This window comes from Variovorax boronicumulans, assembly GCF_009811375.1.
GTDB lineage: Bacteria > Pseudomonadota > Gammaproteobacteria > Burkholderiales > Burkholderiaceae_C > Variovorax > Variovorax boronicumulans.
Map to the genome: position 1 here is coordinate 335,888 of NZ_BKDH01000001.1, position 24,462 is coordinate 360,349.

Below are 24,462 nucleotides of genomic sequence, written 5' to 3' on the forward strand. Positions count from 1 at the left end.
CGCTCATGCGGTGCCCAATGCGAGCGCGTTGAGCGTCGGCGCCATCAGCTCGCGCACGGCGGCGGCGGCGCGCTCGGGGTCGCGGCTGGCGATGCCTTCGACGATGGCGCGATGCGCCGCCTCGTCGGGCTCGGGCAGGCTGGCGCTCAGCGTGCTGGCGATGGTTTCCTTGATGTAGCCGGTGATGAAGCGGCAGGTCTCGACCAGCGCCAGGTTGCCCGACACATCGACGATGGCCAGGTGAAAGGCCAGGTCGCGCTCGATGAAGGCCGCGCCGCCGTCGGCCAGGTCGGGCTGGCCGCGCTTGTCGAGCAGGGCGTTCAACCGGCGCAGGTCTTTCGCGGTGTGGCGCACGGCGGCGAGCCGGGCGGCTTCGACCTCGAGCGCGCGGCGCACCTCGAACTGGTCGCGCAGGCTGGCCAGGCGCAGCTTCTGCAGGCTGGCCGAGGGGTCGAAGCCCGAGCGCACGTAGGTGCCCGAACCCTGCCGCACCTCGAGCAGGCCGCGCGAGACCAGCGTCTTCACCGCCTCGCGCACCGTGCCGCGGCTCACGCCCAGCAGCTGCGCCAGCTGGGGCTCGATCGGAATGCGCGAGCCGATGGGCCAGCGACCCGCCGCGATTTCGGTGCGGATGCTGTTCGCGGCGGCGTCGGCCAGGGAGGTGCGGGGCGGTTGGACGAGCATGGGATCAGGGCGGCTTATTCATTCAATGATTGGATGAATTTAACCATTGTCAAAAAGACGCGGTCGGCGGGAGGGGCATGAGGCGGCGCGGCGGGGTGCCTGGCCGCCCGCTTTACCAGCTGCCCGAGGCGCCGCCGCCGCTGCTCGAACCGCCGCTGTCCGAGGAGGACGACGACGACGAGGAAGACGATGATGAACTGCTGCTCCAGCCGCTGTCGTCGTCGTCGCTGCTGCCCGATTCCCAGACGCCGGGCGGCAGGAAGCCGATCAGCATCGAGAAGAACGCCGCCAGCCCAATGGGAATCCACGAGGTGTCCGGTACCGGGCCGGGCGAGGTGATGTGGAACACGTAGCCGCAGATGCCAGCCACGATGACCAGCCGGACGACGAAGCTGATCACGCTGCGCTGAAAGGTGTTGACCATGCAGCGCACGATGATCACCGCGAACAGCGTCACGCCGCCGATGCACAGCGCCCACAAAAAGCCCCACCAGAAGCGGTCGGCGCCGACCGTCCACGCGATGGCGACCAGCGACGCGATCACGAGCACGAAGCCGCCCATGAAGATGGCGGCCGTGCGCGACATGCCGCAGAGAAAGCCCAGGCCGTAGCCGAAGATCGCCGGCATCGCCAGCACCAGCGCGATGGCCGGATTCAGCAGCGCCGCGCCGGCTGCCAGCGGGCCGGCCCCGAGCAGGCCGAGCACCAGGCGAAGGTCGCGTGGGGCAGGGCGCGCACGCGCCGGTTCGGGCTTCATTGCCGCCAGGGCGTCGGCCCAGGGTTCGGGGCCCGCGCCGGCGTTGCGCCGACCCTTGCGTTTTTTCTCTTCGGCACGCCGCGAGGCCGAGCTGCCGCGCGGCGGGTCGCGCTCGATGCCGCGGCCGTGGTAGATGCCCAGGCCCAGGCCCCACAGCACCACGCCCAGCAGGCCCCAGCCTTCGGGCGTGACATGGCCGCCGCTCGTCAGGCTGGTGACCTTCTCGTCGTCGGGTGCGGGGACGGGTGCGGCGGCGTGGTCCACGACGATCTGCTGCGACTCGGGTGCGACAACGCCCACCTCGCCGTCGAGCAGCCGCGCGAGCGCGCCCACGGCCGCCTGCACGCCGCCGGCGAAGTCGCCCTCGCGAAAACGCGGCGCCATCTCGCGGTCGATGATGCGGGCCGCCTGGATGTCGGTCACCGTGCCTTCGAGCCCGGTGCCGACCTCGATGCGCATGCGGCGGTCTTTCTGCGCCACGAGCAGCAGGATGCCGTCGTCGGCGTCGCTGCGGCCCAGCCGCCATTTGGCGAAGACGCGCGTGGCGTAGGCCTCGATGGTGTCTTCGCCCGTGGTCGGCACGATGAGCACGGCGAGCTGGGCCTGGGTGCGGCCCTGGATGTCGGCGATCTGCGCGCGCAGCGCCTCGGCCTCGCCGGGCGGCAGCGCCTGCGCGAGGTCGACCACGCGCGAGCTCATCGGCGGCACCGGCACGGGCTTGGCCTGCACGGCGCGCGGGCCGGCCAGGCACAGCACCAACAGCAGCAGGCCCAGGCACAGCGACAGCCAGCGGGGCATGGACAACGGCGCGTTCGTCGGCGCACTCGTCGGCGCGTTCATCGGCGCGCGCCCTTGGCCGCCACCACGCCCGCGCCGCGCACCTCCACCCGGCGCTGGTCGACCACCTTGCCGCTGGCGTCCACCAGCTCGATCAGGTGCCGGCCCGGCCACGGCAGCCACTGCGCGCTGTTGCCGCGCGCGTGGAACTTGCCGTCGATGCGCCACTGCACGCCGCGCCCTTCGGATTCGAAGCGCACGCGCTGGCGCTGCGGCGGAATGTCGGGGTCGAGCGCCAGGATCGTGCCGTCGGACGGCGCCGTGATGCGCGCCGAGGCGGCGTCGCTCGCCATGCCGGTGTCGAGCGCGAACAGCGGTTGCTCGGTGCCCTGCAAGAACCATTCGCTGCGCGCCGCTTCGAGCGGGTTGCCGTCGGCGCCCGGGCCGAAGCTCACGCGCGCCTCGACCAGCCCGGCGGGCGGCGCGGGCGCGCGGCTGGGTTCGCGTGCGTGCAGGAAGCGCATCACCTCGGCCCACACGGGCGCGGCGCCGCTGGTGCCGCTCACGTCCCACATCGAGGCGCCGCTGGCGTTGCCGACCCACACGCCGACCGTGTAGCGCTGCGACCAGCCCACGGCCCAGTTGTCGCGCATGTCCTTGCTGGTGCCGGTCTTCACGGCGGTCCAGAAGCGGGTCGAGAGGATGCTGTCCAGGCCGAAGGTGCGCGTGCGCGCGTTCGGGTCGGACAGGATGTCGCTGACGATGAAGGCGGCGCGCGGGTCGAGCAATGGCGCGGCTTCAATGGGCTTCGCCTTGGTGGCCGGGGCAGGGCGTGGCGTGAGCGTGGTCGCCCCGAAGCGTCCGCCGTTGGCCATCATGCGGTAGGCATTGGCCAGCGACAGCAGCGACACCTCGGCGCTCCCGAGCGCCAGGCTGTAGCCGTAGTAGTCGCCGCTCTCGCGCAGCGGCAGGCCGGCGGCGCGCAGCTCGCGCGCGAAGGCCTCGGGCGACACCATCACCAGCGTGCGCACGGCTGGCACGTTGAGCGAGGCGGCCAGCGCGGTGCGCGCCGACACCGGGCCCTTGAAGCGGCGGTCGTAGTTCTGCGGAATGTAGAGGCCGCTGGCGGTGCTGATCTGCGCCGATGAATCCTCGATGAGCGAGGCCGCCGTGATGCGCTTCTCGGCCAGGGCCTGCGCGTACAGCAGGGGCTTGAGCGTGGAGCCGGGCTGGCGCAGCGCGGTCACGCCGTCGACCTCGGCGGCCTGGCTCAGCGGGCCGGAGGAGCCGACCCAGGCCAGCACCTCGCCGCTCGCGTTGTCGAGCACCACGAGCGCGCCGTCTTCCACGTGGCGGTCGCGCAGCTCGCGCAGGTGGCGCTGCAGGCTGTCGAGCGCGTAGCGCTGCAGCGGCGCGCGCAGCGTGGTGCGCACGCTGGTGGGGGCGGTGGCTTTTGCATCCCCGGCATCACGCAGTTCGCGCAGCACCCGCCGCGCGGCATGCGGCGCGATGCCTTCGTTGGGCTCGAACGCGCGCCGCTGCACCACGGCGCTGGTGAACATGTCGAGTGCCTCGCAGTCGGTCTTGGCGCCGGGCTCCATCACGCGCAGCACCTCGCAGGCGCGCTGCGCCACCAGCGCGGGGCGGGCGTTGGGCGCGCGCACCAGCGCGGCGGCCACGGCGGCCTCGCGCGCGTCGAGCCCGCTCGGGGCCTTGCTGAAGAGCGTGCGTGAGAGCGCGTCGATGCCGACGATCTCGCCGCGGAAGGGCACCGTGTTCAGGTAGGCCTCGAGGATCTGGTCCTTGCGCCAGCGGCGCTCCAGCTGCGTGGCGGCCACGGTCTGGCCGATCTTCTGCGTGAAGCTGCGCCCGCCCGCCGCGCGGCGCAGGTCGTCGTCGAGCAGGCCCGCCAGCTGCATGGTGATGGTCGAGGCGCCGCGCGTGCGCGTGTTCCACAGGTTGCCCCAGGCCGCGGCCGAGGCGGCGCGCCAGTCGACGCCGCTGTGTTCGTAGAAGCGCTTGTCCTCGCTCAGCACCATGGCCGCGCGCAGCGCGGGCGACACGTCGGCCAGCGCGGTCCACTGGCCGCGCCGTACCGTGGGGTCGGTGCGCACGCGCTGCAGCAGCTCTCCCTGGCGGTCGAGCACGGCGGTCTCGGAGGAACGGGAGTCGCGCTTCACCTCCTCGAAGCTGGCCAGCGCCCAGGCCGAGGGTGCGGCGGCTGCCGTCAGCAGGACCACGGCCAGGGTGCGCCGGGCGGTGGAAGAAAACGAGAACGCAAGAGGCATCGCAGCAGACGGGGCCGCGGGGCGGCAGGCAAAGCGGAGACGGCCCATTCTCCGCCATGCCTTGCGGGGCTCGCCCACGGGCGCGTCAGGTGCCGACGTACGCCGCGAGATGCTGTCCTGTGAGCGTGGCGCGCTTTGCGATCAGATCGGCCGGCGTGCCCTCGAAGACCACGCGCCCGCCGTCGTGGCCGGCGCCGGGGCCCAGGTCGATGATCCAGTCGGCGTGCGCCATCACCGCCTGGTGGTGCTCGATGACGATGACCGACTTGCCCGCATCCACCAGCCGGTCGAGCAGGGCCAGCAGCTGCGCCACGTCGGCCAGATGCAGGCCGGTGGTCGGCTCGTCGAGCACGTACACGCCGCCCTTCTCGGCCATGTGCGTGGCCAGCTTGAGCCGCTGGCGCTCGCCGCCCGACAGCGTGGTGAGCGGCTGGCCCAGGCTCAGGTAGCCCAGGCCCACGTCGGCCAGCCGTTGCAGGATGGCGTGCGCCGCCGGCGTGCGCGCCGGGCCCTCGCCGAAGAAGGCCGTGGCTTCGGTCACCGGCATCGCGAGCACCTCGCTGATGTCGCGCCCGCCGAAGCGGTGTTCGAGCACCGAGGCGTGGAAGCGCTTGCCCTCGCACTCTTCGCAGATGGTGGCCACGCCGGCCATCATCGCCAGGTCGGTGTAGATCACGCCCGCGCCGTTGCAGGTGGGGCAGGCGCCCTCGGAGTTGGCACTGAACAGGGCCGGCTTCACGCCGTTGGCCTTGGCGAAGGCGTTGCGGATCGGGTCGAGCAGGCCGGTGTAGGTGGCCGGGTTGCTGCGCCGCGAGCCGCGGATGGCGCCCTGGTCGACCGCCACCACGCCCGCGCCGGCGGGAATCGATCCGTGCACCAGCGAGCTCTTGCCCGAGCCCGCCACGCCGGTCACGACCACCAGCACGCCCAGCGGAATGTCGACATCGACGTTGCGCAGGTTGTGCGCCTTGGCGCCGCGGATCGGCAGCGCGCCGGTGGGCTGGCGCAGTTTTTTCTTGAGCGCGGCCCGGTCGTCCAGGTGCCGGCCCGTGAGCGTGCCGCTGGTGCGCAGCGCTTCCACGCTGCCTTCGAAGCAGACCGTGCCGCCCGCCGATCCCGCGCCGGGGCCGAGGTCGACGACATGGTCGGCGATGGCGATGGCCTCGGGCTTGTGCTCCACCACCAGCACCGTGTTGCCCTTGTCGCGCAGGCGCAGCAGCAGCTCGTTCATGCGCTGGATGTCGTGCGGGTGCAGGCCGATGGTCGGCTCGTCGAAGACGTAGGTCACGTCGGTGAGCGAGGAGCCCAGGTGGCGGATCATCTTCACCCGCTGTGCCTCGCCACCCGAGAGCGTGCCCGAGGGGCGGTCCAGGCTCAGATACCCGAGGCCGATTTCGACGAACGAATCGAGCGTGTGCGCCAGCTTGGCCAGCAGCGGCGCCACCGAGGGCTCGTTCAGGCCGCCGACCCACGTGGCGAGGTCGCTGATCTGCATCGCGCAGGCCTCGGCGATGTTGAGCTTCTTGATGCGCGACGAACGCGCCGCCTCGCTCAGCCGCGTGCCTTCGCACTCGGGGCAGGTGGTGAAGGTCACGGCCCGTTCCACGAAGGCGCGGATGTGCGGCTGCATCGCCTCGACGTCCTTGGCCAGGAACGACTTCTGCACCTGCGGAATGAGGCCCTGGTAGGTGAGGTTGATGCCGTCGATCTTGATCTTGGTCGGCTCCTTGTGGAGCAGGGCGTCGAGTTCTTTTTTCGTGAACTTGCGGATCGGCTTGTCGGGGTCGAAGAAGCCGCAGCCGTTGAAGATGCGCCCGTACCAGCCTTCCATGCTGAAGCCCGGGATGGTGAGCGCGCCTTCGTTGAGCGACTTGCTGTCGTCGTAGAAGGCGCTCAGGTCGAAGTCCGTGACCGCGCCCCGGCCTTCGCAGCGCGGGCACATGCCGCCGGTGCGGCTGAAGGTCTGTTTCACGGTCTTGGCCGCGCCGCGCTCCACGGTGATGGCGCCGGTGGCCTTCACCGAGGGCACGTTGAACGCGAAGGCGCTGGGCGAGCCGATGTGCGGCTTGCCCAGGCGGCTGAACAGAATGCGCAGCATCGCGTTGGCGTCGGTCGCGGTGCCGACGGTGGAGCGCGGGTCGCCGCCCATGCGCTCCTGGTCCACGATGATCGCGGTGGTCAGGCCGTCGAGCACGTCGACCTCGGGCCGCGCCAGCGTCGGCATGAAGCCCTGCACGAAGGCGCTGTAGGTTTCGTTGATGAGCCGCTGCGACTCGGCCGCGATGGTGCCGAACACCAGCGAACTCTTGCCCGAGCCCGAGACGCCCGTGAACACCGTGAGCCGGCGCTTGGGCAGTTCGACGCTGATGTCCTTCAGGTTGTTCACGCGCGCGCCCTGCACGCGGATGAGGTCGTGGTGGTCGGCGGCGTGCCTGTTCTGCGTGTTTTTCGCTTCCTTCTTCGGTGCCTTGCTGCTCATCGGGTCTTTCTCTGGAAGGGACACGGGGCCGCCACGGCGGCGGCGCCCGTGCAGGAGGTCAGGGGGCTGCGGCGCCGGCGGGCCGGCTCAGCGCGTCTGCTGGATGCGGATCAGGTTGCCCGCCGGGTCGCGCACCGCGCAGTCGCGCACCCCGTAGGGCTGGTCGGTGGGCTCCTGCACGATCTCGGTGCTGCGCGCCTGCAGGCGCTCGAAGGTACCCTCGAGGTCGGGCGTGGCCAGCAGCAGCGAGGCGAAGGTGCCCTTGGCCATCATCTCGGCGATGGTGCGGCGCTCGTCGTCGGTGAGCCCGGGCGTGGCGGCCGGCGGGTACAGCACGATGGAGGTGGCAGGCTGGCCGGCGGGGCCGACCGTGATCCAGTGCATGCCGCCATAGGCGACGTCGTTGCGCACCTCGAAGCCGAGGGTGTCGCGGTAGAAGGCCAGCGAGGCCTGCGCGTCGGTGTGCGGGAGAAAGCTCGAATGGATGCTGAGATTCATGATGGCGAGGGTCCGTGGTTGTGTCGGGCCGTCATGCTAGGTGCGAGGCGGGGTTTCGCGCTTCTCGATTCCTGATCGGCCGTGTCACTTGTTTCGCCACGCACGCCGGCATGCCCGCCGTCGCCTGCGCCGCCTCGCGCCGGTAGACGCCGGGCGACACACCGACCAGCTCCGTGAAGCGCGTGGTGAAGGTGCCCAGCGAGGCGCAGCCGACCTCGAAGCAGACCTCGGTGACGCTCAGGTCGCCGCGGCGCAGCAGCGCCATCGCGCGTTCGATGCGCCGCGTCATCAGGTAGGCGTAGGGCGACTCGCCATAGGCCAGGCGGAACTGGCGGCTCAGGTGCCCGGCCGACATGTTCGCGTCGCGCGCGAGCGCTTCCACGTCCAGCGGCTGTGCGTGCTCGCGGTCGATGCGGTCGCGCACGCGGCGCAGCCGTGCGAGGTCGGGCAGAGAGGGCTGGGGCAGCGTGGCGGTCATCGGCGGGATCGTGCCACGTCGCTACGGCGTGCTCAAGCGCAGGCAAAGGTTCCACATCCGGTAACGAACTTCACACAAGCGCCTGCATCTGGAAACCCGATGCGCACGCGGCGGGGCTTCAATACGGTACGGGCTCGCAGCAGGCGCGCCCGACTGTACAGCCCCACCCAAGGAGAACTCCGCATGACGAAAACACTCGCGCTTCTGCTGGCCGCCTCGGCCATCCTGGCTGGTTGCGTGGTCGCACCCTACGACCGGGGCCCGCCCCCGCGCGGCCATGGCTACGACCGCGACCGTGACGGCGTGCCCAACCGCTACGACCGTGACCGCGACAACGACGGCGTGCCCAATCGCTACGACCGCCGGCCGAACAACCCCTACCGCTACTGACACCGGGACCGAAGCCCCCCAAAGAAAAAGACCGCGAGGCACGCAGCCCCGCGGTCTTTTTTCTTGTGCGTGTGTGGATGTGCTCAGGTGGCGCGGCGCGCCATCAGCGCCCACAGGCCGGCCGCGCTCAGCAGCGAGCCACCAGCGAGGTGGAAGCGCCGCTGCGCGCGCGGCGAGGCGAGCAGCCGGCCGGCCGAGCTGGCGAACACCGCATAGAGCGTGGCGTTGAGCGTGGCCAGCGCCACGAAGGTCAGGGCCAGCACCCACATCTGATGCGACACGTCGGCGCCCGGGCGGATGAACTGCGGCAGGAAGGCCACGAAGAACACGATGCCCTTGGGGTTCAACGCCGTCACCAGGTAGGTGTTGGCGAACAGGCGCCAGCGCGAGGCCGGTGCGGCCGGCGCGGCGGTCTCGGTGGACGAGATGCCCGCGCGCAGCAGCTTGATGCCCAGGTACAGCAGGTACAGGCCGCCGACCCACTTCACCACCGTGAACCAGAACGCCGAGGTGGCCAGCAGCGCGCCCAGGCCCAGCAGCGACACCACGAGCGCGGTCGAATCGCCCAGCGCCACGGCGGCCACCAGCGGCACGTTGGCGCGGCGGCCGTGCGACATTGAATAGCTGATCACCGTGAGGATGGTCGGCCCCGGAATGATCAACAGCAGCGCCGAAGCGGCGACGAAGGCGAGCCAGAGTTCGATGGGCATGGGTGTTCCTGAAAGAGGGAAGGAGAGAGGGAAGGGCGGTGCGCCGTTCAGCGCGGGAACGAAGTCTTTTTCATGCGTCCGAGGTCGAAGCCGGTGCGCCGAAACGCAGCGCAGACCGCGCCTTGGCGCGCTCGGCCTCGATGGCGCGGTCGCGCGGCTCGGCCGTGGTGACCAGCGAGTCGATCAGCCGCGCGGCCGTGGCGGCCACCTCGTCCACGGCGCGCTCGAAGGCCTGCTCGTTGGCGCGCGAGGGCACGCTGAAGCCGCTGAGCTTGCGCACGAACTGCAGGGCGGCGGCGCGGATCTCCTGCTCGGTGGCAGGGGGCTCGAAGTTGTAGAGGGTCTTGATGCTGCGGCACATGGCGAATGCTCCGGTCAGGCGCGGCGCGGGGGCCGCGCGGCCAGTCTAGCGAAATCGCGTTTTCTTGCGCAGCACCCGCCGGGCAAAGGCTACTTCAGGCTCAGGACACCCAGCCCCAGCCCGATCACCCCCAGCACGAAGCTCACGAGGCTGATCTGTAGCGGGATGCGGTAGGCGGGATCGGGGTGGTCCCAGTGCGCGCGCAGCACCTCCAGCGCGGTGGCCCGGCGGATTTCCATCGCGCAGCCGTGAAAGCCCTGCATGTTGATGCTGCTCTTGGGAATCTGCAGCGCGAGCCGGGTCTCGTAGTCGATCTCGATGCCGTCTTCGGGGAAGCCCGGGTCGCGGCCGATGCCCCGGATCATGCGGCAGCAGCGCTTGCCGGCGTTCGTCTTCAGCACCACCCAGGCGTTGCGCCCGCCCAGCGGCGCCAGCCGCTGGTTGTGCACGCGGATCAGCGAGAAAGCCTCGTAGTCCGCCGGGTTGGTGAACGAGCGTTGTTGCGTGACGTGGAGTCCTGTGACCATGATTTCCTCCCTCTGTGAATGAACGCCGGTGCGCCTGCCGGACAGCCCGTGCAGGCGTCGCTTTCGACGTTAGTTCAGAAGGCGGGAGGTGCCCATTGGCGTTGCCATGGAGAGAACGATTCAATCGTCAACAATGGTGAAGCAGACGGGCGATCCGGTCGCGGCGCGCGCCTGCCCGGGCTCAGTCGCCGTCGTAGAAGAACTCTTCGCGCACGATCTTGCCGTCCTTGACGGTGTACAGCGCCATCTCTTCCATCGTGAAGCGCTGGCCCGTGGGCTTCATGGTCACGTCGAAGCGAAAGCCCACGATGAAGCGGTCGTCGTGCGGCCAGGGGCCGGCCACCTGGAACGAATGCACCTCGTGGTTGGCGACCCACCATTCGCCCTTGGCGCGGATGGCCGACAGGCCCACCGACTCGCGCGACATGCCGGGCGGCGCGCTGGCCTCGACGCTGACGGCCTCGGGCGCGTAGAGCGCCTGGGCTTCATCGAATGTCCCTGCTCTGCACAGCGCCACGAGCTTGGCGGCGATTTCCTGGGTGTTCATGCGTTTCTCCAGTGAGTTGGGGGGATGGCGGGAGGCGCAGTGTAGGCCCGCGCACCGTGCGTCGTCGACAGATGTTCAACGCGCTGGTTCGTTGAGCGCGCGCAGGCTGTCGACGCCCTCCGGCGAGAGCCACAGCAGCGTGTTCAGGTAGGTCTCGATGCGGTCGACCAGCGCGCTGCGCGGGCCCTCGCGCCATTCGGTGGAACCGTAGAACGCCGCCTGCTCGGCCTCCAGCGCCTCGCGACTCGCGTAGGCGCGCACGAGGTGGTAGCTCTCTTCCTCGTGGTCCGACCGGCCGTAGCTGACCACGTCCATGCCCTTGCTGCGCAGCATGGGCACCGCGCGTTCATGCATCGCGCGGTGGAAGTCGTCGAGGGTGCCGGGCTTGAGGCGGTAGGTGCGGATTTCGAGGAGGCGGGTCATGAGGCGTCTTTCGCTGCAGCGTGAGTTACGCGTAGAGCAACGTAACCACCGTGAAATACAGAACCAGGAGACATGCCAGGATGCCCTTGGCGTTCTTCGTGACGAAATCAATGTAGCGTGACATGGCCTCGTCGGTGAGCCGAGCCTGCAGCGCATGTTCTGCGGGCAGAACGGCGCGCAGCAGATAGCCGCCGAAGAAGATGACGGCCACGAGCACGACCATGAGGAGCAGTGGCAGAAGGAGGACCATGAGGGCTGGAGGATATCCCCCGTTCGATCACAAGGGGGCGAAAAACCGTCCCATACCAGCTCTTAGCGCCATAGGACACTTCAAAGGATGTGCGTGCCGCGCGCCCGAATGCGAGCGACCCAAGCTTCGGCTCGCGCGTAGCAGTCCGAAAATCTATCGACGTTACTTGGCACATCTCCAATCGAGAAGAACGTGCTGAACAACCGTAAAACGAGACCCTCTTGGTTCCTTCGGTGAATATCGAAAAGTTTGCTTTGAGATAGTTCACGCCTCCCTCTTAATCTCAACTCCTTGTTGATGTTCCGAGCTCGCTCCTGGACGACTCTGCGAGTGCACTTGAACTCCAAATAACCACGAACAGTGGATTCAAACCACCACTCTGCGGGCATAGTGAACCAGCGCCCCTCTCGCAGGGTTCTCACTGCCAACGCTTGTGCTGCTTGTCCCACATCGCGGGTGTCCAAGAACACTCGGTAGAAATCTTCAAAGCCCGCATTTAGCTCTGACGGTTTCACCTGTTTGGTCGTCGAAATCAGCCCATAGCAGGGGCAACGCTCTACGGGACTCATCTGCCCTAAGAAATAGGCGCCAAAGCATGCGGAGACGACTGCGAGGAGATTGAAGCCGGTGGCGATGTTCAGTCTCAACAGATACTCCCCTAGAGTGGGCCACGCGACCATGCTGCTGTTTTCAAACTCTAGGCCTTGCATATCGTCGCCGTGACAGTCGATCTGAAGTATCGGAATCTCACCCTGCGAGGCTTCTTGGATCAGGCGGTTCATTAGCGCCAAGAACTCTGCCGCACTCCAACAGCGCTCCAACTGCACCGGAACGCATATCTTGCGCGCCTCGAGCTCGCGACGAAGAAACTCGGCTGTTTCCGTCCCCGTCTCTCGTTCGTTGGGCTCAAGGGACTGCACGACCACGAATTTCGTGTATCGGAATCCTGCAAGTTGAATTTGCTGCGTCGCCATCGCTTACCTCTGTTCACGGGGGCGGTGGGCGGCGGGTGCCGAGGATGTACTGCGCGACCCATTCCGCCTGTTCCGGTGTGTCGGGCATGTCGACGCCCCGCGAGCGGCTCAGCAGGTGAAAGATGTTCTGGCGCGGAACGCCGAGTCCGTGCAGCAGGCTGCCCGCGATGAGGCCCGTGCGGCCGATGCCTGCGCGGCAGTGGATGGCGATGGCCTTTCCGCTCACCAGTTCGGCGCCCAGTTCGGCAATGAAGGCCGCCGCGTCCTGCTGCGATGCCGGCAGGCCTCGGTCCGGAATCGGGAAATGCCGGAACACGATGCCATGTTCGGCGCACAGCGCAGGCTCTTCCCGGAGTTCAAGTGTCCTGATTTCCTGCGCCTCGAGCAGGGAGACCACCATGTCCAGCGATGCACGCTGCCAGGACGCCACCTCGGCGCGCAGCAAGTCACCGCCGCGCGGGCGTGCCATCAGGCCCAGCCGATGCGGCGGTATGTCGCGGACCCAGTGGATGGTGGTCTCGAACATGGTCTGCGGACCTTACAGCCGATCGATCAGCCGCATCGCCCTCAGGTGAAAACGATCGCCGTCTTGTGCGCGATGCTCAGCCGGGCCGATTCGTACAGCAGCAGCCACGATTCGATTTCCCGGTAGAGGCCTTCGTCCTCGCCCATGCTGTCGGCGAGCCGGGCCGCTTCCTCGTCCGACAGTTCGCCGTCCGAGAGCGTGATGCCGAGCGCGGGGGCGACCAGCACCAGTTCTTCGAACAGGCGGTACGACGAGCCGAGCATGCCGCCGGGCAGGTCGGTCTCGTCTTCCTCGGCAAAGATCACTTCGTCGAAGTCGACCGGCAGGTAGAAGCCTTCCGCGTCGGAGTGGCACAGCAGGTGGCTTTCGAACATGTTGGCCACGTCTTCGAGCGTCTCGTCTTCCGTGGGGTCGGTGTCTTCCGGCAGCGGTGTGGCCATCCACCCGGGCGTCGTGACGCGGTGCGCGTAGGCGCGGCGCAGGTAGTGGATGAACGAGTAGGGCAGGCCGTCGAGTGGCGCGCGGGATTCGAGCGGCGGCAGCGTGCGAGGCTCGACGTGCGGCGGCAGGCCGGTTTCGGCGAGCTTGCGGTTCGCGGCGGCGAAATCCGCCTCGAAGTGTTCGGCGCCTTCGGGATCGTTCTCGATCAGGTCGGCGAGGATGCCGACGCAAATGGCCAGGCCCATGGGGTTCTCCAGGTTGTGGGTTCGCCGCGATGGTGACGAGGCGCGGTGAAGGCGGGATGACGGCCCGCCTTCACCGTGGGGTGCCCCGTTACTTCGCCGCCTCCACCTTCACCCGCGCATTCGGCGTCTCGCCGAACATCTCGGGCGCGTACATCGCTTCCACGCGGCTGGGCGGCAGCGCGAAGTCGCCGACGTTGTTCAGGCGCACGGTGTATTCCATCTTCACGACGCCCTTGGGCAGGTACTCGTAGTAGCTGCGGAAGGCCTCGAAGCTGCGCTCCTCGAAGGCCGGCCAGCCGGCGCCGCTCTTCTTCTCGCCCTGCGTGGCGATCTGCGAGTCGCGGCCCAGGCCGCTGCCCAGGATGGTGGCGCCGCCCGGGACCGGGTCGGTGATCACGACCCAGGTCATGTCGGTGCTGGCGTTGACCTCGATGCTCACGCGCAGCACGTCGCCGCGCGTGTACTTGCCGGCCACGGCCTGCTCGACCGGCGTGATGGTCTTCTTCAGCGCGTAGCCCGCCGCGAACGGCGCCTTCAACTGCACGGCGGCCAGCGACTGCAGCGTGAGCCACGGCTTGCCGGTGCCCTGCTGCGTGACCAGCAGTGTGTCGCGCACGGGCGCACCCGTGGGCGATGCGGACCAGGGCAGGAACATCGTGTTGTTGCGCAGGTTGCCCGGCGAGGCGGGGGCGCCGAACATCGTGGTCTGGTTCGGGGCGCCGGTTGCGTCGCTGGCCTTCACGCGCTCCACCTTGCTCCAGTCGACCTGCGCCTTCACCGCGCCCAGCGTGGCGGCGGTGACGCCGGCCACCGGCGTGCTCTCGAACACCTTGCTGAACTTCTCCAGCGCCAGCCCGCCCCACAGGTTGGCGGTGGTGGTGTGCCAGGCGCCGTTCTGCTGGCGGCCGATGAAGCCGTTGGCGAGCTTGCCGATGTCGTCCTTCCAGGCCGGGTCGTCCATCACCGTGAGCAGCAGGCGCGCGGTGTTGACGTCGCCGTTGGTCATGAGCCACCACCAGTAGTCGTCCTGCTCGGTGCTGAAGATGAGCTTGGTGCCCTGGTACGACAGGCGCGCCTTCAGCACGTTGTTGGCCTCGTCCAGGCGCTGCTGGCGCTGCGGCACGTCGTTCACGCGCTTCAAGATGTTGACCCAGTCGATCACCGCGCTGGTGGGCCACTGGTTCGGCGCGATGGTGATGCTGCCGAGCATGCTGCCCTTGGCCTTGCCGTAGCGCGACAAGGCTTCGAGCGCGGCGAGCTTGCGCACGTCCAGGTCCTTGCGCGGGCTCCAGAACTCGCGCGTGACGCGGCCTTCGACGAACGCGATCAGGCCCGACTCCATCGGTGCGCGCGCGTCGTCGGCGAGCGCGAAGGCCGGGTTGAGCTGGGCCGCTTCGTGCGTGGCCGCGAGCAGGTACGACGTGAGGATGTCGCTGCCGCGGTTGGCTTCGCCGTCGCGCGGCGGGAAGTAGCTGGCCAGGCCGTCGCTGTCCAGGTAGGTGGGCAGCGTGGCCAGCACGCCCTGCCACATCTTCGCGTCGCGCAGGCCGACCGCCTTGCTGGTCTTCTGTTCGAGGCAGCTGAAGGGGTAGTTGGCGAACCAGTCGCGCACGCCCGGCAGGCCTTCGGCCAGCTTGGGTTGCAGCGATATCTTCAGGCCGCCGCGGCCGGGCAGGGCGTCGGCGGGCGGTGCCACGTCGAGCGTGAACGGCCCGTCGACCTGCACCAGCGTGGCCTGCTGCACCGTGAGCGGCACGGCGGGCACGATGCGCTGGCGCACCTTGAGCGCGTCGCGCGCGCCACCGACCGTGTCTTTCGCCTCGATCTCCCACAGGATGGCTTCGGCGCGCGTCTGCGCGAGCTGCGCGGGCGCGGTCACGTTCCAGGCCACCTCGCGCGATTCGCCGGCGGGAATGTCGACGGTCTGCGTTTCGAGCGTGAGCAGCGTGGCGCGCGGCGTGGCTTCCACCTTCATCGGTTTCTGCGTGGTGTTGCGCAAGGTGATCTGCGCGCGGAACTGGTCGTCCTCGCGCACCAGCGGCGGCAGGCCGCTGATGATCTGCAGGTCTTGCGTGGCCTGGATGCTGGCCTGGCCGGTGCCGAACAGGCTGGTGCCCGCATCGGCCACGGCCACGATCTTGAAGGTGGTGAGCGCGTCGTTCAGCGGCACCGTCACCACGGCCTGACCGTTGGCGTCGAGCACGATCTTCGGGTTCCACACCAGCAGGGTGTCGAGCAGCTCGCGCGTCTGGCCCTTGCCGCCGCCGCCGCCCGCGGGCACGGCCTTGCGCCCGTAGTGGCGCCGGCCGACGATTTCCATCTGCGCGGTGGAGGTGCTCACGCCCCAGCTGCGCCGCTGCAGCATCGCGTTGAGCAGGTTCCAGCTGTCGTTGGGCATGAGCTCCAGCAGGGCCTGGTCAACCGCGGCCAGCGCCACTTCGGCGCCGGCGGCCGGCTTGCCGTCGGGCAGCTTGGCGGTGATGGTGACCTGCGCCTTGCTGCGGATCGGGTAGCTGGGCTTGTCGCTGGTGACGGTCACGTCGATCTGGTGCGCGCGCGTGCCGACGCGGATCTCGGCCATGCCCAGGCGGTAGGCGGGCTTGCTCAGGTCGACCATCGCGGTGGGCGCGACGTATTCCTTGCCCTCGTACCAGAAGGCGGTCCACCACTCGCGCGGCGCCTTGAAGCCCCAGGTGAAGAAGCTGTACCACGGCACTTCGCGCAGGCGCCCGCGCAGCGCGAGCACGCTCACGTAGGCGTTCGGGCCCCACTCGGGCTTGACCTGCAGGCTGACCGTCGGGTCCTTGCCGTCCAGCTGCACCACGTGCGTCTCGATGATGCCTTCGCGTTCCACGGCCACGAGCGCGGTGGCAAAGCGGAAGGGGCTGCGGACCTGGAACTTGGCGACCTCGCCGGGCTGGTAGCTCTTCTTTTCGGGCAGCACGTCGATGCGGTCGTTGTCCTCGCCGCCGAACCACAGTTCGCCCTGCCTGGTCACGTAGACCGAGCTCACGGCGCTGGCGCTGCGGCCGTCGCTGTCGGTGGCGCTGGCCACCAGCTCGACCTCGCCGGCCTCCTTCAGCTCCGACTCGCACAGCAGCAGGCCGCGCGAGTCGCTCTTGCCGGAGCAGACGGTGCCGATGTCCTTGGTCTCGGTCTTGTTGTCGTAGGTGTAGAAGCCGCCCACCATGCGCTTGCGGCTGGTGGTGGTGATGCGCGCCACGGCGCGCACGTTGAGCGTCACGCCGGCCTGGGGCTTGCCCGTGAGGTCGAGCGCGAGCGCCTGGAACTTGAGCTTCTGGCTGGTCGAGACCCAGCCCTCGGTCTTGATGCCGGCGATGACCGACGCGGGCCACAGCGTCTGCGTGCTGCGAATGGTCTGCACCTCGCCGTTCGGGTCGGCGTAGGTGGCTTCGAGCAGCAGCTCGCGCGCCGCCTTCACCTTGGGCACCTTGTCGATCGTGACCTTGCCGGCGCCGTCCTTGTTCAGCGTGAGCGGCAGCTTGTCGGCGATCACGCGGGTGTCGTTCACGCTGTTGAGGTCTTCCTCGCCGGCGCTGGTGTCGGCGGCGGTGGCGGCTTCGCTGCCATCGCCCGAGGCGCGCGGCGGGTTGAAGCTGAAGGCGTCGTAGTCGGAAAAGCTCAGGCCCTTGCCGCGCACCATGGCCGACACGCGCACCGGCAGGTTGGCGGCGCCGCCGCCGGCCACGTAGTTGATCTGCACGTCGGTGGGCACGCTCGTGGCGGCCACCAGCGGCTTCTTCTCGGTGGGCGCGATGCGGCCTTCGAGCACGGGCAGTCGGAATTCCTCGACGCGGAAGATGCCGGTCGAGTAGGTGCGGTTGTTGCCTTCGTCGCTGGTGCCGTCGCCGCTGCGCAGCTCGACCTGGTACACGCCGAGCTTGGCGGCCGGCGGAATGGCAAAGCTGTTCTCTGCGCTCAGGCCGCCGGTGGCGGTCTTGCGCCAGGCCAGCGGCTGGGTGAAGCGCTGGCCGCTGCCCATGTGGGTGACGACCAGCGTGTCGGGCCGGTCTGCCGGCAGGCCGAAGCCCTTGCTGGTCTGCGTGCGCAGCAGGCTCTTCATCGACACCGTCTCGCCGGCGCGCAGCAGCGTGCGGTCGAAGATGGTGTGGGCGATGCCGTCGGGGCGCACGTCCAGGCTGGTGGGCACGTTGAAGCGCCAGGGCTCGATGCCGCGCTGCCAGTCGCTCCAGGTGAAGGCGAGGTCTTCCACGCCCTTGTCGTCCTTGGCGCGCGCGCTCACGAACCAGGCGCTGGTCTCGTACTCGTTCGGGCCGTTGCAGCTCGGTGCATCGGGCGACACGCCGTTGAGCATCACGATGCCGCTGGCGTCGGTGGTGCCGGTGGCCACGGCCTTGCCGTCGCAGCTGGACACGCGCACCTCGGCGCCCGCCACCACCTTGCCCTTGTCGAGCGTGGTGACCCAGGCCATCGAGTTCTCGCGGCCCAGCTTGAAGTGCACGGCCAGGTTGGTGGCCAGCGCGGTGGTGCGCACGTACATCGTGCGCCCGGCGTTGTAGCGCTCGTCGAGCAGGGCTTCGCCGAGTTTCTGCGAGGCGATCTCCAACACGTGGAAGCCCGGCGTGAGCGGGATGCCGACGACCTCGAAGGGGCGCGGGTCGCCGCTCTCGGCCTTGGGCATGTCCAGGGCCTTCACGCCCGGCTGGCCGCCGAGCAGCGACACCATGCGCGTCTGCACGTGCGAGCGTTCGTTCTTGTCGATCACCGGGGGCAGGGCGCCCTTCACGTCGCGGCGCGCGGTGTCGCGGCTGACCGTGTAGCTGTCGTAGCGGCGCACCTTGCGGTACCACGCGATGATCTCGGCGTCGGTCTTGGGGTTGAGGTCGCTCACCTTGCCGGGCGTGAGGGCCTGCACCATCAGCTGCGGCTCCACGCGGCGCACCGTGACCGGCATCATGGCCGGGGTGCCGGGCTCGGCCAGGCGCTCGATCACGCCGAAGGGCGAGGCCGCGAACTTGGCCAGCGGCGGCATCGCGCCGGTCGCCACCTTCAGCGGAAAGCTGCCGGGCGTGCCCAGCGCGCGGCCCGAGGCGTCCTGGAAGCCGGAAGGCAGCTCGATGCTGAACTGCGTGCTCTCGGCCAGCGGCGGGCCGAAGCTCGCGCTGTTGACCACGTCGTCGTCGTTCTGCGAGCCGCCGCCGCTTTCGAGCGTGGCCTTGATCGTCTTGCCGTCGCCCTTGAGCACGATCTGCGACGCCACCTTGCGCGTCACCGGCGCATTGAACTGCAGCTGCATCGGGCGCAGCGGCAGGCAGGCGGCCTGCGCGTTCTCGCGCTCGCAGCTGAAGGACACGGCGAAGGGCTCGCGCACCTGGTAGTCGAAACGGCGTTCCACGTTGTTGGCCACGCCCGACGGCGTGGCCACGCCCTTGCCGTAGACGACCTGCACCTTGGCACCCGGCGTGAGCGTGCGGTTGCACTGCATCGTGATGAAGCGCAGCGGGTCTTTGGCGGCTTCCTTCTCACGGTGGAAGGCCTTGAGCAGTTCGGTGCGCGCCTCGCCCTCGAGCAGCTTGGCCGGAATGCGTTCGCCGACACCGTCGGCCGCGCACCAGACGTTCTGGCGCACGCTGTCGATCGTGGCCGCGCCGTTGAGCTCGAGCACGAACATCTGCTGCTCGTCGATGCGGGCGTAGGTGCCCGGCATGTAGTTGCGCACGAACGGGCCACCGCTATTGAATTGATAGCGTTCGGGGCCGGTCAGCTCGCCGCCGCCGGCCGGCTTGAAGGTGGGAATGCGGGTGACCGAGCAGCGCACGCCGGGCGGCAGGTCGTTCTCGAAGTCGTAGACCCAGGCCTTGGCGTCGGTCCAGCGGCCGGTGCCCTTGCCGGCCTGCGCGTCGGAGCAGCTCACGGTGAGCGGCGCGGGCGCCTTGGGGTCGCCGAAGTTGACCGCCGCCTGATCGAATTTGGCGACGACCTGGCGCACGCGCGCCACTTCGCCCTGCGGGGTCAGGCTGGTGATCTGAAGTGCATGGCCCGGGCCCGCCGCGAGCGCGCCGGCGGCCAGTAGCAATGTCGGAATGAAACGGTTCACGGAGTTCTCCACCTTGAGGCAGCGCGCAGCGTAGCCGATTTGCATGGCGCTTCGGGAGTGCCAAGCGTCATAGGCCGTCCGTGTTTGAAGCGCGCGTTCGGTCGACGTACGCCGGTCTTCTTACAATCGCTGACGTCGTGCGTGCGCTGCGCAGACCGCCACCAAGACCTCGCCGCCGACCGAATGAAACGCTACTGGGAAATAGACGCCTTGCGCGGGCTGATGCTCGTGCTGATGACCGTCACCCACCTGCCCACGCGGCTGACCGATCCACTGGGCCAGCCTTTCGGCTTCGTGTCGGCCGCCGAGGGCTTCGTGCTGCTGTCGGCCTTCGTGGCGGGGCTGGTCTACAGCCGCATCGGCCACGTGCGTGGCGTCGACTCGATGCGCCAGGCCTTCTGGCGGCGTGTGCTCAAGGTCTACCTGTGCCAGGCGGCGATCCTGCTGTTCTTGTTCACCGTGATCGCGGCGCTCGGCGTGCACATCGACCAGCCGGCGGTCAAGAACCTCGTGTCGTACTACCTGGCGGAGCCGCGCGACGGCTTCCTGTTCGGGCTGCTGCTGATCTACGAGCCGCCGCTGCTGGACATCCTGCCGATGTACATCTTCTTCATGCTCATGAGCCCCTGGGTGCTGGCCTTTGCCATGCGCCACGGCTGGACGCTCGTGATGGTGGCCAGCGCCACGGTCTGGGCGATGGCGCAGTTCGGGCTCAGCGAATGGGTCTACGGGCTGGCGGTGCGCTACCTCGGCGTGCCGGTGCCGTTCCACGAGATGGGCGCCTTCAACACCTACGCCTGGCAGTTCCTGTGGTTCACCGGCCTGTGCCTGGGCGCCAGCCGCAATGCGCCCGAGGCCCGGCCGCTGCGCTTTCCGGCCTGGCTGCTGGTGCTGGCGGCGGGCATCGCGCTCTACGGTTTCTACTGGCGCCACACCGGCATCAACGGCCAGGCGCCGTTCGGCGGCGATGTGGAAATGAACCTGCTGTTCGACAAGTGGCAGCTCGGCCCGCTGCGGATCGTGAACCTGGTGGCGCTGGGCATCCTGGCGGTGCGCTTCGGGCCCTGGCTCATGCGCAAGATCCCGCGCCTGCACTGGCTCGAGGCCATGGGCTCGGCCTCGCTGCCGGTGTTCTGCGCGCACCTCGTGGCGGTGCTGCTGGTGCTGGCCTTCTACGGCGACAACCAGATGGCGCGGCCCTGGTGGGGCGACGGCCTGCTGCTGGCGGCGGTGTTCGCGGGCATGTACTTCGTGGCACGCTTCACGCGCGGCGCCGACGTGCCGCCGCCGGCGGACGATGTGCCTTCGGAGCCTGCGCCGGCGTGAAAGAACTCGCCCCCAGGCTTCGCGCACTTCGTGTCGCTTCTCCTACCCCCTACCGGGGGCGACACCTGCAGCCCGGCAAAGCCGGTTCCGCGGTGTCTCGCGACTGAATCGCGCCCGCTTCATGCCATGCGGACAGCGGGAGGTCCGCTCAGGGTTGTACCGCTGGCGGCATCGGAAGATGCGGCGCCACCACCGACTGCCACAGCCGGTAGCCCTCGTCCGTCAGGTGCAGCCGGTCGCCGCGGAACAGTTCGGGGCGCGGGCGGCCGTCGGCGCCGAGCATCGGCGTGTGGATGTCGATGTACTCGCTGTTGGGCAGCAGGTTCAGGTAGGCCGAGATCACGTGGTTGGTCTCGCGGATCTGCGGCATGAGCTGCTCGCGCGACGGGCTGGGCTTGACCGAGATGAAGCTGATGCGCGCGTCGGGCAGCTCGGCGCGCACCGCGTTGGCAAAGCGCGCGAAGCTGTCCAGCACCTGCAGCGGCGTGCGGCCCTCGGCCAGGTCGTTGTCGCCCGCATAGAGCACCACCTGCCGGGGCTTGTAGCGCACCACGAGGTCGCGTGCGAACAGGGCGCAGTCGGCCAGCGTCGAGCCGCCGAAGCCGCGGTTGACGATGCCGCCCGGCACGCGGGAAAAGTCCTGCGACAGGCGCGTCCACATGCGCACGGTCGAGCTGCCCACGAACACCACGCCGCCCGGGGCCGGAAAGCGCTCCTGGTCGGCGCGCGCGAAGGCGGCCAGCTCGTTGTGCCAGCGGGCCTTGGCGGCGAGGTAGGCGGAGGCGGTGTCGGCGGCCGTGGCGCCGTCGGCTTCGTAGGGGAAGGCGGCGGCCGCGGTCTGGGCCTGGGCGGTGAAGGCAGCGGTTGCCAGCAGCAGGGCGGCGGTGGCCGCCAGCGCGGATTTCATCGAAGGCATCGGAAAGAGAACGGAAGCGGAGAAATTCAGGACAGGGTCAGAGCGTTTTTTCGATCAGCGGGCCATGGAACAGCACCGGCCCGGTCGGGCCGCCCGCGCTCGGGACGCCGCCCTTGGGCTCCAGGCTGATCGCCAGCGCCGGTACGCGCACATCGGATTCCGAGGCGGCCAGCCGCAGCGCCGGTGCATTGTCCAGCACGCCGAGCGAGCGCGGCGCGCCGCCGGGCGGCAGGGCCCACAGCTGCAGCGACTTGTCGGCGCCTTCGCGGAAGCTGCCCACGCGCTGCAGCACGAGCTGCTTCTTCTTCGGGTCGAAGGTCACGAGCATGGAGGCGGCGGCCTTGTCGTCGGACAGCACGGCCACGTACTGCACGGCGGGCGCGTTGATCAGCTGCTCGCGCAGGTTCAGGCCCACGCCCACGGCCAGCACGGCCACGAGCGCGCCGGCTGCGGCGGCGCCGCGCCACAGCGCAAGGCTGCGCAGCCAGCCGCCCGTCGATGCAGACGCAATGGGCGCGGCGTTGTCGCGCTGCCGCTCGAGGGCCTGCTGCGCTTGCTCGGCGTCGATCAGGTTGCGGATGCGGGTCCAGACGGCCGGGTCGGGCGTGACCGGCTGCTGCAGCTCGGTCATGCCGGCCAGCCGGCCCTGCCAGACCAGCGCGGCGGCGCGCACGGGCGCCTGCTCGCGCGCCAGGGTTTCGAAGCGGCGGCGGGCGCCGCCGCGCAGCGTGCCGAGTGCATGGCTGGCGGCCAGCAGTTCGAGCAGTTCGGGGTGGGCAAGGAGGTTCATGGGGCGGGTCTCATGATCAGGCGAAGCGGCCCATGCAGGTGCGCAGCTTGTCGAGCCCGCGCCGGATCCAGGTCTTCACGGTGCCCAGCGGCAGCTTGAGCTGTTCGGCCAGTTCGCCGTGGCTCATCTCGCGCAGGTAGGCCAGGCTGACCACCTCGCGCTGGCGGCCCTCGAGCTGGCTCAGGCACTGGTGCAGCGCCCAGGCCTGCTCGCTCGCATCGGCCATGTCGGCCGGGTTGGGCGTGTCGGATTCGAAGGTGTCGGCCATCAGCTCGTCGAATTCCTGCGTGAGCTGGGCGCGGTCGGCGGTGCGGCGGCGCAGCAGGTCGAGCGAGCGGCTGCGCACGATGAGCCCCAGCCAGGCCAGCGGCGGACTCAGCGAGGCACGGTAGTCGCCGGCCACGCGCCAGATGGTGAGGAAGGACTCCTGCAGCACGTCTTCGGCCCACTCGCGCTGGCGCACCACCCGCATCGCCAGCCCCATGAGGCGGGGCGCGGTGCGGTCGTACAGCTGTCGCAGGGCGGCTTCGTCGCGATGGCCGATCCGGTCGATCAGCGCCATCAGTTCGGCGTCGGGGCTGGGTGCGGTCATCGGCGGATTGTGGGGCATCGGTGCGCATGTCCGAGGTACGGCCCGGCGGTGCGGGCGGATTCAGCGCGACCGGTCTGAATCCAACAGCCCTCGGGCTGCGTACAGGGGGCAGGGGGGCGTCGACATGCAGAACTCCAGACGGCGGCTCTTTCTTTTTCACCACCGATCCGACACCGAGGAAACGACCATGCACATCCGCACCCTGACCGTCCTGGCTTCCACCACCGCAGCGGCGCTTGGCCTGGCCGCCTGTTCCGGCATGGGCGCCAAGCCCCTGCCGATGTTCTCGCAGGCCAGCCTGCCCGACGCCGTGAAGGTGCCCGCCGGCCACCGCGTGGCCATGGAAACCGTGGGCGCGGGCGACATCACCTACGAGTGCCGCGCCAAGGCCAACACACCGGGCGCGCACGAGTGGGTCTTCGTCGGCCCCGACGCCAAGCTGATGGACCGCGCCGGCAAGCAGGTCGGCAAGTACTACGGCCCGCCCGCCACCTGGGAGAACGCGGACGGCTCGAAGCTCACGGCCACGCAGGTGGCGGTGGCGCCGAACGGCACCGGCAACATTCCCCACCAATTGGTGAAGGCCAACCCCGCCACCGGCATGGGCGCGATGCAGGGCGTGAGCTACATCCAGCGCGTCGCCACGCAGGGCGGCGTGGCCCCCGCTGCCGCCTGTGGCGCCACGAACCTGGGCCAGAAACAGGTCGTGAAGTACCAGGCCGACTACATCTTCTACCGCGCCGGCTGAAGCGCTGAAATCCCCCGCTGCGCCGCCGTTTGGAAACATTCGGCAACGTATACTGCGCCGCAAAACGGAGCGGGACCGCGTGCGCGCGGGGGCGGGAATGAAGCAAATTGCGATCGTGATCGCGCTCTGCGTGGGCGCGTGGTTCTTCTTTGTCGGCGGCCGCAAGCTCGACGAGGCGATGGTGCGCGACTACTACCGGAAGGACGCCCACGCCGTGTACTCGCGCGACGCCGAGGCGATCTGCAAGCAACTCAGCCGCAAGGCGGTGATCGAGAGCAAGGTCACGGCCATGGGCCGCACCCTCGAGACCACCCAGAACCGCGACGAAGCCTGCGACACGGTGAAGGAAAACATCGAGCTGTTTCGCACCGTCGGCGACCGCATGGGCGGCATCCTCACCATCGAGTACGACTACCACATCGACAACATCGAGGTGGCCACCGACCGCAAGAGCGCCACCGTCACGGGCACCAGCGTGCTGAAGATGGGCGAGTCGGTGCTGCAGTACAAGAGCAGTTTCACCCAGCGTCTGGAGCGCGAACTCGGCCAGATGCGCCTCGTGCATTCCAACGGCGTCACCGTGGTGCGCCTGGGCGGCGCGGGCGCGATGAGCCAGAGCGACTTCTTCCGCAAGTAGCCGCATCAGCACCCCAGGC

Annotated in this window: 23 protein-coding genes; 4 read left to right on the top strand and 19 right to left on the bottom strand. The window is 69.1% G+C overall.

The window, feature by feature from the left end; genetic code table 11:
- Window positions 1-3: 3 nt before the first annotated feature.
- The 6 genes from VHAB30_RS01645 to VHAB30_RS01670 all read right to left on the bottom strand — a co-directional run bounded on the left by VHAB30_RS01645 (window position 4) and on the right by VHAB30_RS01670 (window position 7,961).
- Entirely contained in the window at window positions 4-684 is a 681-nt protein-coding gene (locus VHAB30_RS01645; protein WP_095949614.1) for a FadR/GntR family transcriptional regulator, read from the bottom strand.
- 112 nt (window positions 685-796) lie between these two features.
- On the bottom strand, window positions 797-2,239 hold the full coding sequence (locus tag VHAB30_RS01650; RefSeq protein WP_174250199.1) for a TPM domain-containing protein: 1,443 nt from the start codon (window positions 2,237-2,239) through the stop codon (window positions 797-799).
- A gap of 38 nt (window positions 2,240-2,277) precedes the next feature.
- The gene (gene pbpC / locus VHAB30_RS01655; RefSeq protein ID WP_159275589.1) at window positions 2,278-4,506 is read right to left on the bottom strand and encodes a penicillin-binding protein 1C; all 2,229 of its coding nucleotides are present in this window, start codon (window positions 4,504-4,506) and stop codon (window positions 2,278-2,280) included.
- A gap of 85 nt (window positions 4,507-4,591) precedes the next feature.
- A complete protein-coding gene (locus VHAB30_RS01660; RefSeq protein ID WP_159275590.1) occupies window positions 4,592-6,985 on the bottom strand; it encodes an ATP-binding cassette domain-containing protein in 2,394 nt (797 codons plus the stop codon).
- An 87-nt stretch (window positions 6,986-7,072) separates the two neighbouring features.
- Window positions 7,073-7,483, bottom strand: coding sequence for a VOC family protein (locus VHAB30_RS01665; protein WP_095949610.1), 411 nt, complete (start codon window positions 7,481-7,483; stop codon window positions 7,073-7,075).
- A 31-nt stretch (window positions 7,484-7,514) separates the two neighbouring features.
- Window positions 7,515-7,961 (bottom strand): helix-turn-helix transcriptional regulator, encoded by a 447-nt coding sequence (locus VHAB30_RS01670; RefSeq protein ID WP_159275591.1) that lies wholly within the window; start codon window positions 7,959-7,961, stop codon window positions 7,515-7,517.
- Between the two features lie 183 nt (window positions 7,962-8,144).
- On the opposite strand from VHAB30_RS01670, the gene VHAB30_RS01675 reads away from it, so the two are divergent.
- A complete protein-coding gene (locus tag VHAB30_RS01675; RefSeq protein ID WP_062474353.1) occupies window positions 8,145-8,351 on the top strand; it encodes a hypothetical protein in 207 nt (68 codons plus the stop codon).
- Window positions 8,352-8,434: 83 nt separating this feature from the next.
- Here the strand turns inward: VHAB30_RS01675 and VHAB30_RS01680 are convergent, their stop codons facing one another.
- The 10 genes from VHAB30_RS01680 to VHAB30_RS01725 form a co-directional block, all read right to left on the bottom strand.
- A complete protein-coding gene (locus tag VHAB30_RS01680; RefSeq protein ID WP_159275592.1) occupies window positions 8,435-9,061 on the bottom strand; it encodes a LysE family translocator in 627 nt (208 codons plus the stop codon).
- Window positions 9,062-9,131: 70 nt separating this feature from the next.
- On the bottom strand, window positions 9,132-9,422 hold the full coding sequence (locus VHAB30_RS01685; RefSeq protein ID WP_159275593.1) for a DUF2277 domain-containing protein: 291 nt from the start codon (window positions 9,420-9,422) through the stop codon (window positions 9,132-9,134).
- An 89-nt stretch (window positions 9,423-9,511) separates the two neighbouring features.
- Window positions 9,512-9,949, bottom strand: coding sequence for a hypothetical protein (locus VHAB30_RS01690; RefSeq protein WP_062474348.1), 438 nt, complete (start codon window positions 9,947-9,949; stop codon window positions 9,512-9,514).
- Window positions 9,950-10,130: 181 nt separating this feature from the next.
- Complete coding sequence (locus VHAB30_RS01695) at window positions 10,131-10,496, bottom strand: nuclear transport factor 2 family protein (protein ID WP_159275594.1); 366 nt, start codon at window positions 10,494-10,496, stop codon at window positions 10,131-10,133.
- Between the two features lie 75 nt (window positions 10,497-10,571).
- A complete protein-coding gene (locus VHAB30_RS01700) occupies window positions 10,572-10,919 on the bottom strand; it encodes an NIPSNAP family protein (protein WP_159273158.1) in 348 nt (115 codons plus the stop codon).
- Window positions 10,920-10,944: 25 nt separating this feature from the next.
- Window positions 10,945-11,142 carry a hypothetical protein gene (locus VHAB30_RS01705; protein WP_159275595.1) on the bottom strand — a complete coding sequence of 66 codons (198 nt, stop codon included), beginning with the start codon at window positions 11,140-11,142 and terminating at the stop codon, window positions 10,945-10,947.
- A 107-nt stretch (window positions 11,143-11,249) separates the two neighbouring features.
- Window positions 11,250-12,143: a hypothetical protein gene (locus tag VHAB30_RS01710; RefSeq protein ID WP_159275596.1), complete on the bottom strand. Its 894-nt coding sequence runs from the start codon at window positions 12,141-12,143 to the stop codon at window positions 11,250-11,252.
- 13 nt (window positions 12,144-12,156) lie between these two features.
- The gene (locus VHAB30_RS01715) at window positions 12,157-12,669 is read right to left on the bottom strand and encodes a phosphatase domain-containing putative toxin (RefSeq protein WP_159275597.1); all 513 of its coding nucleotides are present in this window, start codon (window positions 12,667-12,669) and stop codon (window positions 12,157-12,159) included.
- A 41-nt stretch (window positions 12,670-12,710) separates the two neighbouring features.
- Complete coding sequence (locus VHAB30_RS01720; RefSeq protein ID WP_159275598.1) at window positions 12,711-13,355, bottom strand: hypothetical protein; 645 nt, start codon at window positions 13,353-13,355, stop codon at window positions 12,711-12,713.
- Between the two features lie 88 nt (window positions 13,356-13,443).
- On the bottom strand, window positions 13,444-19,434 hold the full coding sequence (locus VHAB30_RS01725; RefSeq protein ID WP_159278251.1) for an alpha-2-macroglobulin family protein: 5,991 nt from the start codon (window positions 19,432-19,434) through the stop codon (window positions 13,444-13,446).
- A 183-nt stretch (window positions 19,435-19,617) separates the two neighbouring features.
- Between VHAB30_RS01725 and opgC the strand changes: the two genes are divergently transcribed.
- On the top strand, window positions 19,618-20,760 hold the full coding sequence (gene opgC, locus VHAB30_RS01730; RefSeq protein ID WP_159275599.1) for an OpgC domain-containing protein: 1,143 nt from the start codon (window positions 19,618-19,620) through the stop codon (window positions 20,758-20,760).
- Window positions 20,761-20,908: 148 nt separating this feature from the next.
- On the opposite strand, the gene VHAB30_RS01735 is transcribed toward opgC, so the two are convergent.
- From VHAB30_RS01735 to VHAB30_RS01745, 3 genes are read right to left on the bottom strand one after another with little or no spacing between them, the layout of a single operon-like run.
- Window positions 20,909-21,667, bottom strand: coding sequence for an SGNH/GDSL hydrolase family protein (locus tag VHAB30_RS01735; protein ID WP_159278252.1), 759 nt, complete (start codon window positions 21,665-21,667; stop codon window positions 20,909-20,911).
- Between the two features lie 46 nt (window positions 21,668-21,713).
- A complete protein-coding gene (locus VHAB30_RS01740) occupies window positions 21,714-22,466 on the bottom strand; it encodes an anti-sigma factor (protein ID WP_070062210.1) in 753 nt (250 codons plus the stop codon).
- Between the two features lie 16 nt (window positions 22,467-22,482).
- Window positions 22,483-23,058 (bottom strand): RNA polymerase sigma factor, encoded by a 576-nt coding sequence (locus VHAB30_RS01745; RefSeq protein ID WP_235926388.1) that lies wholly within the window; start codon window positions 23,056-23,058, stop codon window positions 22,483-22,485.
- 187 nt (window positions 23,059-23,245) lie between these two features.
- Between VHAB30_RS01745 and VHAB30_RS01750 the strand changes: the two genes are divergently transcribed.
- Window positions 23,246-23,806 carry a DUF3455 domain-containing protein gene (locus VHAB30_RS01750; protein WP_159275601.1) on the top strand — a complete coding sequence of 187 codons (561 nt, stop codon included), beginning with the start codon at window positions 23,246-23,248 and terminating at the stop codon, window positions 23,804-23,806.
- Window positions 23,807-23,903: 97 nt separating this feature from the next.
- Complete coding sequence (locus VHAB30_RS01755; protein WP_159275602.1) at window positions 23,904-24,443, top strand: hypothetical protein; 540 nt, start codon at window positions 23,904-23,906, stop codon at window positions 24,441-24,443.
- Window positions 24,444-24,462: the final 19 nt, after the last annotated feature.

Excerpts from the sequence above, each read along its gene's own strand:
- VHAB30_RS01650 (WP_174250199.1), bottom strand. The coding sequence starts at position 2,239 with ATGCCCCGCTGGCTGTCGCTGTGCCTGGGCCTGCTGCTGTTGGTGCTG.
- pbpC (WP_159275589.1), bottom strand. The coding sequence starts at position 4,506 with ATGCCTCTTGCGTTCTCGTTTTCTTCCACCGCCCGGCGCACCCTGGCC.
- VHAB30_RS01660 (WP_159275590.1), bottom strand. The coding sequence starts at position 6,985 with ATGAGCAGCAAGGCACCGAAGAAGGAAGCGAAAAACACGCAGAACAGG.
- VHAB30_RS01695 (WP_159275594.1), bottom strand. The coding sequence starts at position 10,496 with ATGAACACCCAGGAAATCGCCGCCAAGCTCGTGGCGCTGTGCAGAGCA.
- VHAB30_RS01670 (WP_159275591.1), bottom strand. The coding sequence starts at position 7,961 with ATGACCGCCACGCTGCCCCAGCCCTCTCTGCCCGACCTCGCACGGCTG.
- VHAB30_RS01720 (WP_159275598.1), bottom strand. The coding sequence starts at position 13,355 with ATGGGCCTGGCCATTTGCGTCGGCATCCTCGCCGACCTGATCGAGAAC.
- VHAB30_RS01675 (WP_062474353.1), top strand. The coding sequence starts at position 8,145 with ATGACGAAAACACTCGCGCTTCTGCTGGCCGCCTCGGCCATCCTGGCT.
- VHAB30_RS01645 (WP_095949614.1), bottom strand. The coding sequence starts at position 684 with ATGCTCGTCCAACCGCCCCGCACCTCCCTGGCCGACGCCGCCGCGAAC.
- VHAB30_RS01745 (WP_235926388.1), bottom strand. The coding sequence starts at position 23,058 with ATGACCGCACCCAGCCCCGACGCCGAACTGATGGCGCTGATCGACCGG.
- VHAB30_RS01750 (WP_159275601.1), top strand. The coding sequence starts at position 23,246 with ATGCACATCCGCACCCTGACCGTCCTGGCTTCCACCACCGCAGCGGCG.
- VHAB30_RS01740 (WP_070062210.1), bottom strand. The coding sequence starts at position 22,466 with ATGAACCTCCTTGCCCACCCCGAACTGCTCGAACTGCTGGCCGCCAGC.
- opgC (WP_159275599.1), top strand. The coding sequence starts at position 19,618 with ATGAAACGCTACTGGGAAATAGACGCCTTGCGCGGGCTGATGCTCGTG.
- VHAB30_RS01690 (WP_062474348.1), bottom strand. The coding sequence starts at position 9,949 with ATGGTCACAGGACTCCACGTCACGCAACAACGCTCGTTCACCAACCCG.
- VHAB30_RS01735 (WP_159278252.1), bottom strand. The coding sequence starts at position 21,667 with ATGAAATCCGCGCTGGCGGCCACCGCCGCCCTGCTGCTGGCAACCGCT.
- VHAB30_RS01755 (WP_159275602.1), top strand. The coding sequence starts at position 23,904 with ATGAAGCAAATTGCGATCGTGATCGCGCTCTGCGTGGGCGCGTGGTTC.
- VHAB30_RS01700 (WP_159273158.1), bottom strand. The coding sequence starts at position 10,919 with ATGACCCGCCTCCTCGAAATCCGCACCTACCGCCTCAAGCCCGGCACC.
- VHAB30_RS01685 (WP_159275593.1), bottom strand. The coding sequence starts at position 9,422 with ATGTGCCGCAGCATCAAGACCCTCTACAACTTCGAGCCCCCTGCCACC.
- VHAB30_RS01680 (WP_159275592.1), bottom strand. The coding sequence starts at position 9,061 with ATGCCCATCGAACTCTGGCTCGCCTTCGTCGCCGCTTCGGCGCTGCTG.
- VHAB30_RS01710 (WP_159275596.1), bottom strand. The coding sequence starts at position 12,143 with ATGGCGACGCAGCAAATTCAACTTGCAGGATTCCGATACACGAAATTC.
- VHAB30_RS01715 (WP_159275597.1), bottom strand. The coding sequence starts at position 12,669 with ATGTTCGAGACCACCATCCACTGGGTCCGCGACATACCGCCGCATCGG.
- VHAB30_RS01705 (WP_159275595.1), bottom strand. The coding sequence starts at position 11,142 with ATGGTCGTGCTCGTGGCCGTCATCTTCTTCGGCGGCTATCTGCTGCGC.
- VHAB30_RS01665 (WP_095949610.1), bottom strand. The coding sequence starts at position 7,483 with ATGAATCTCAGCATCCATTCGAGCTTTCTCCCGCACACCGACGCGCAG.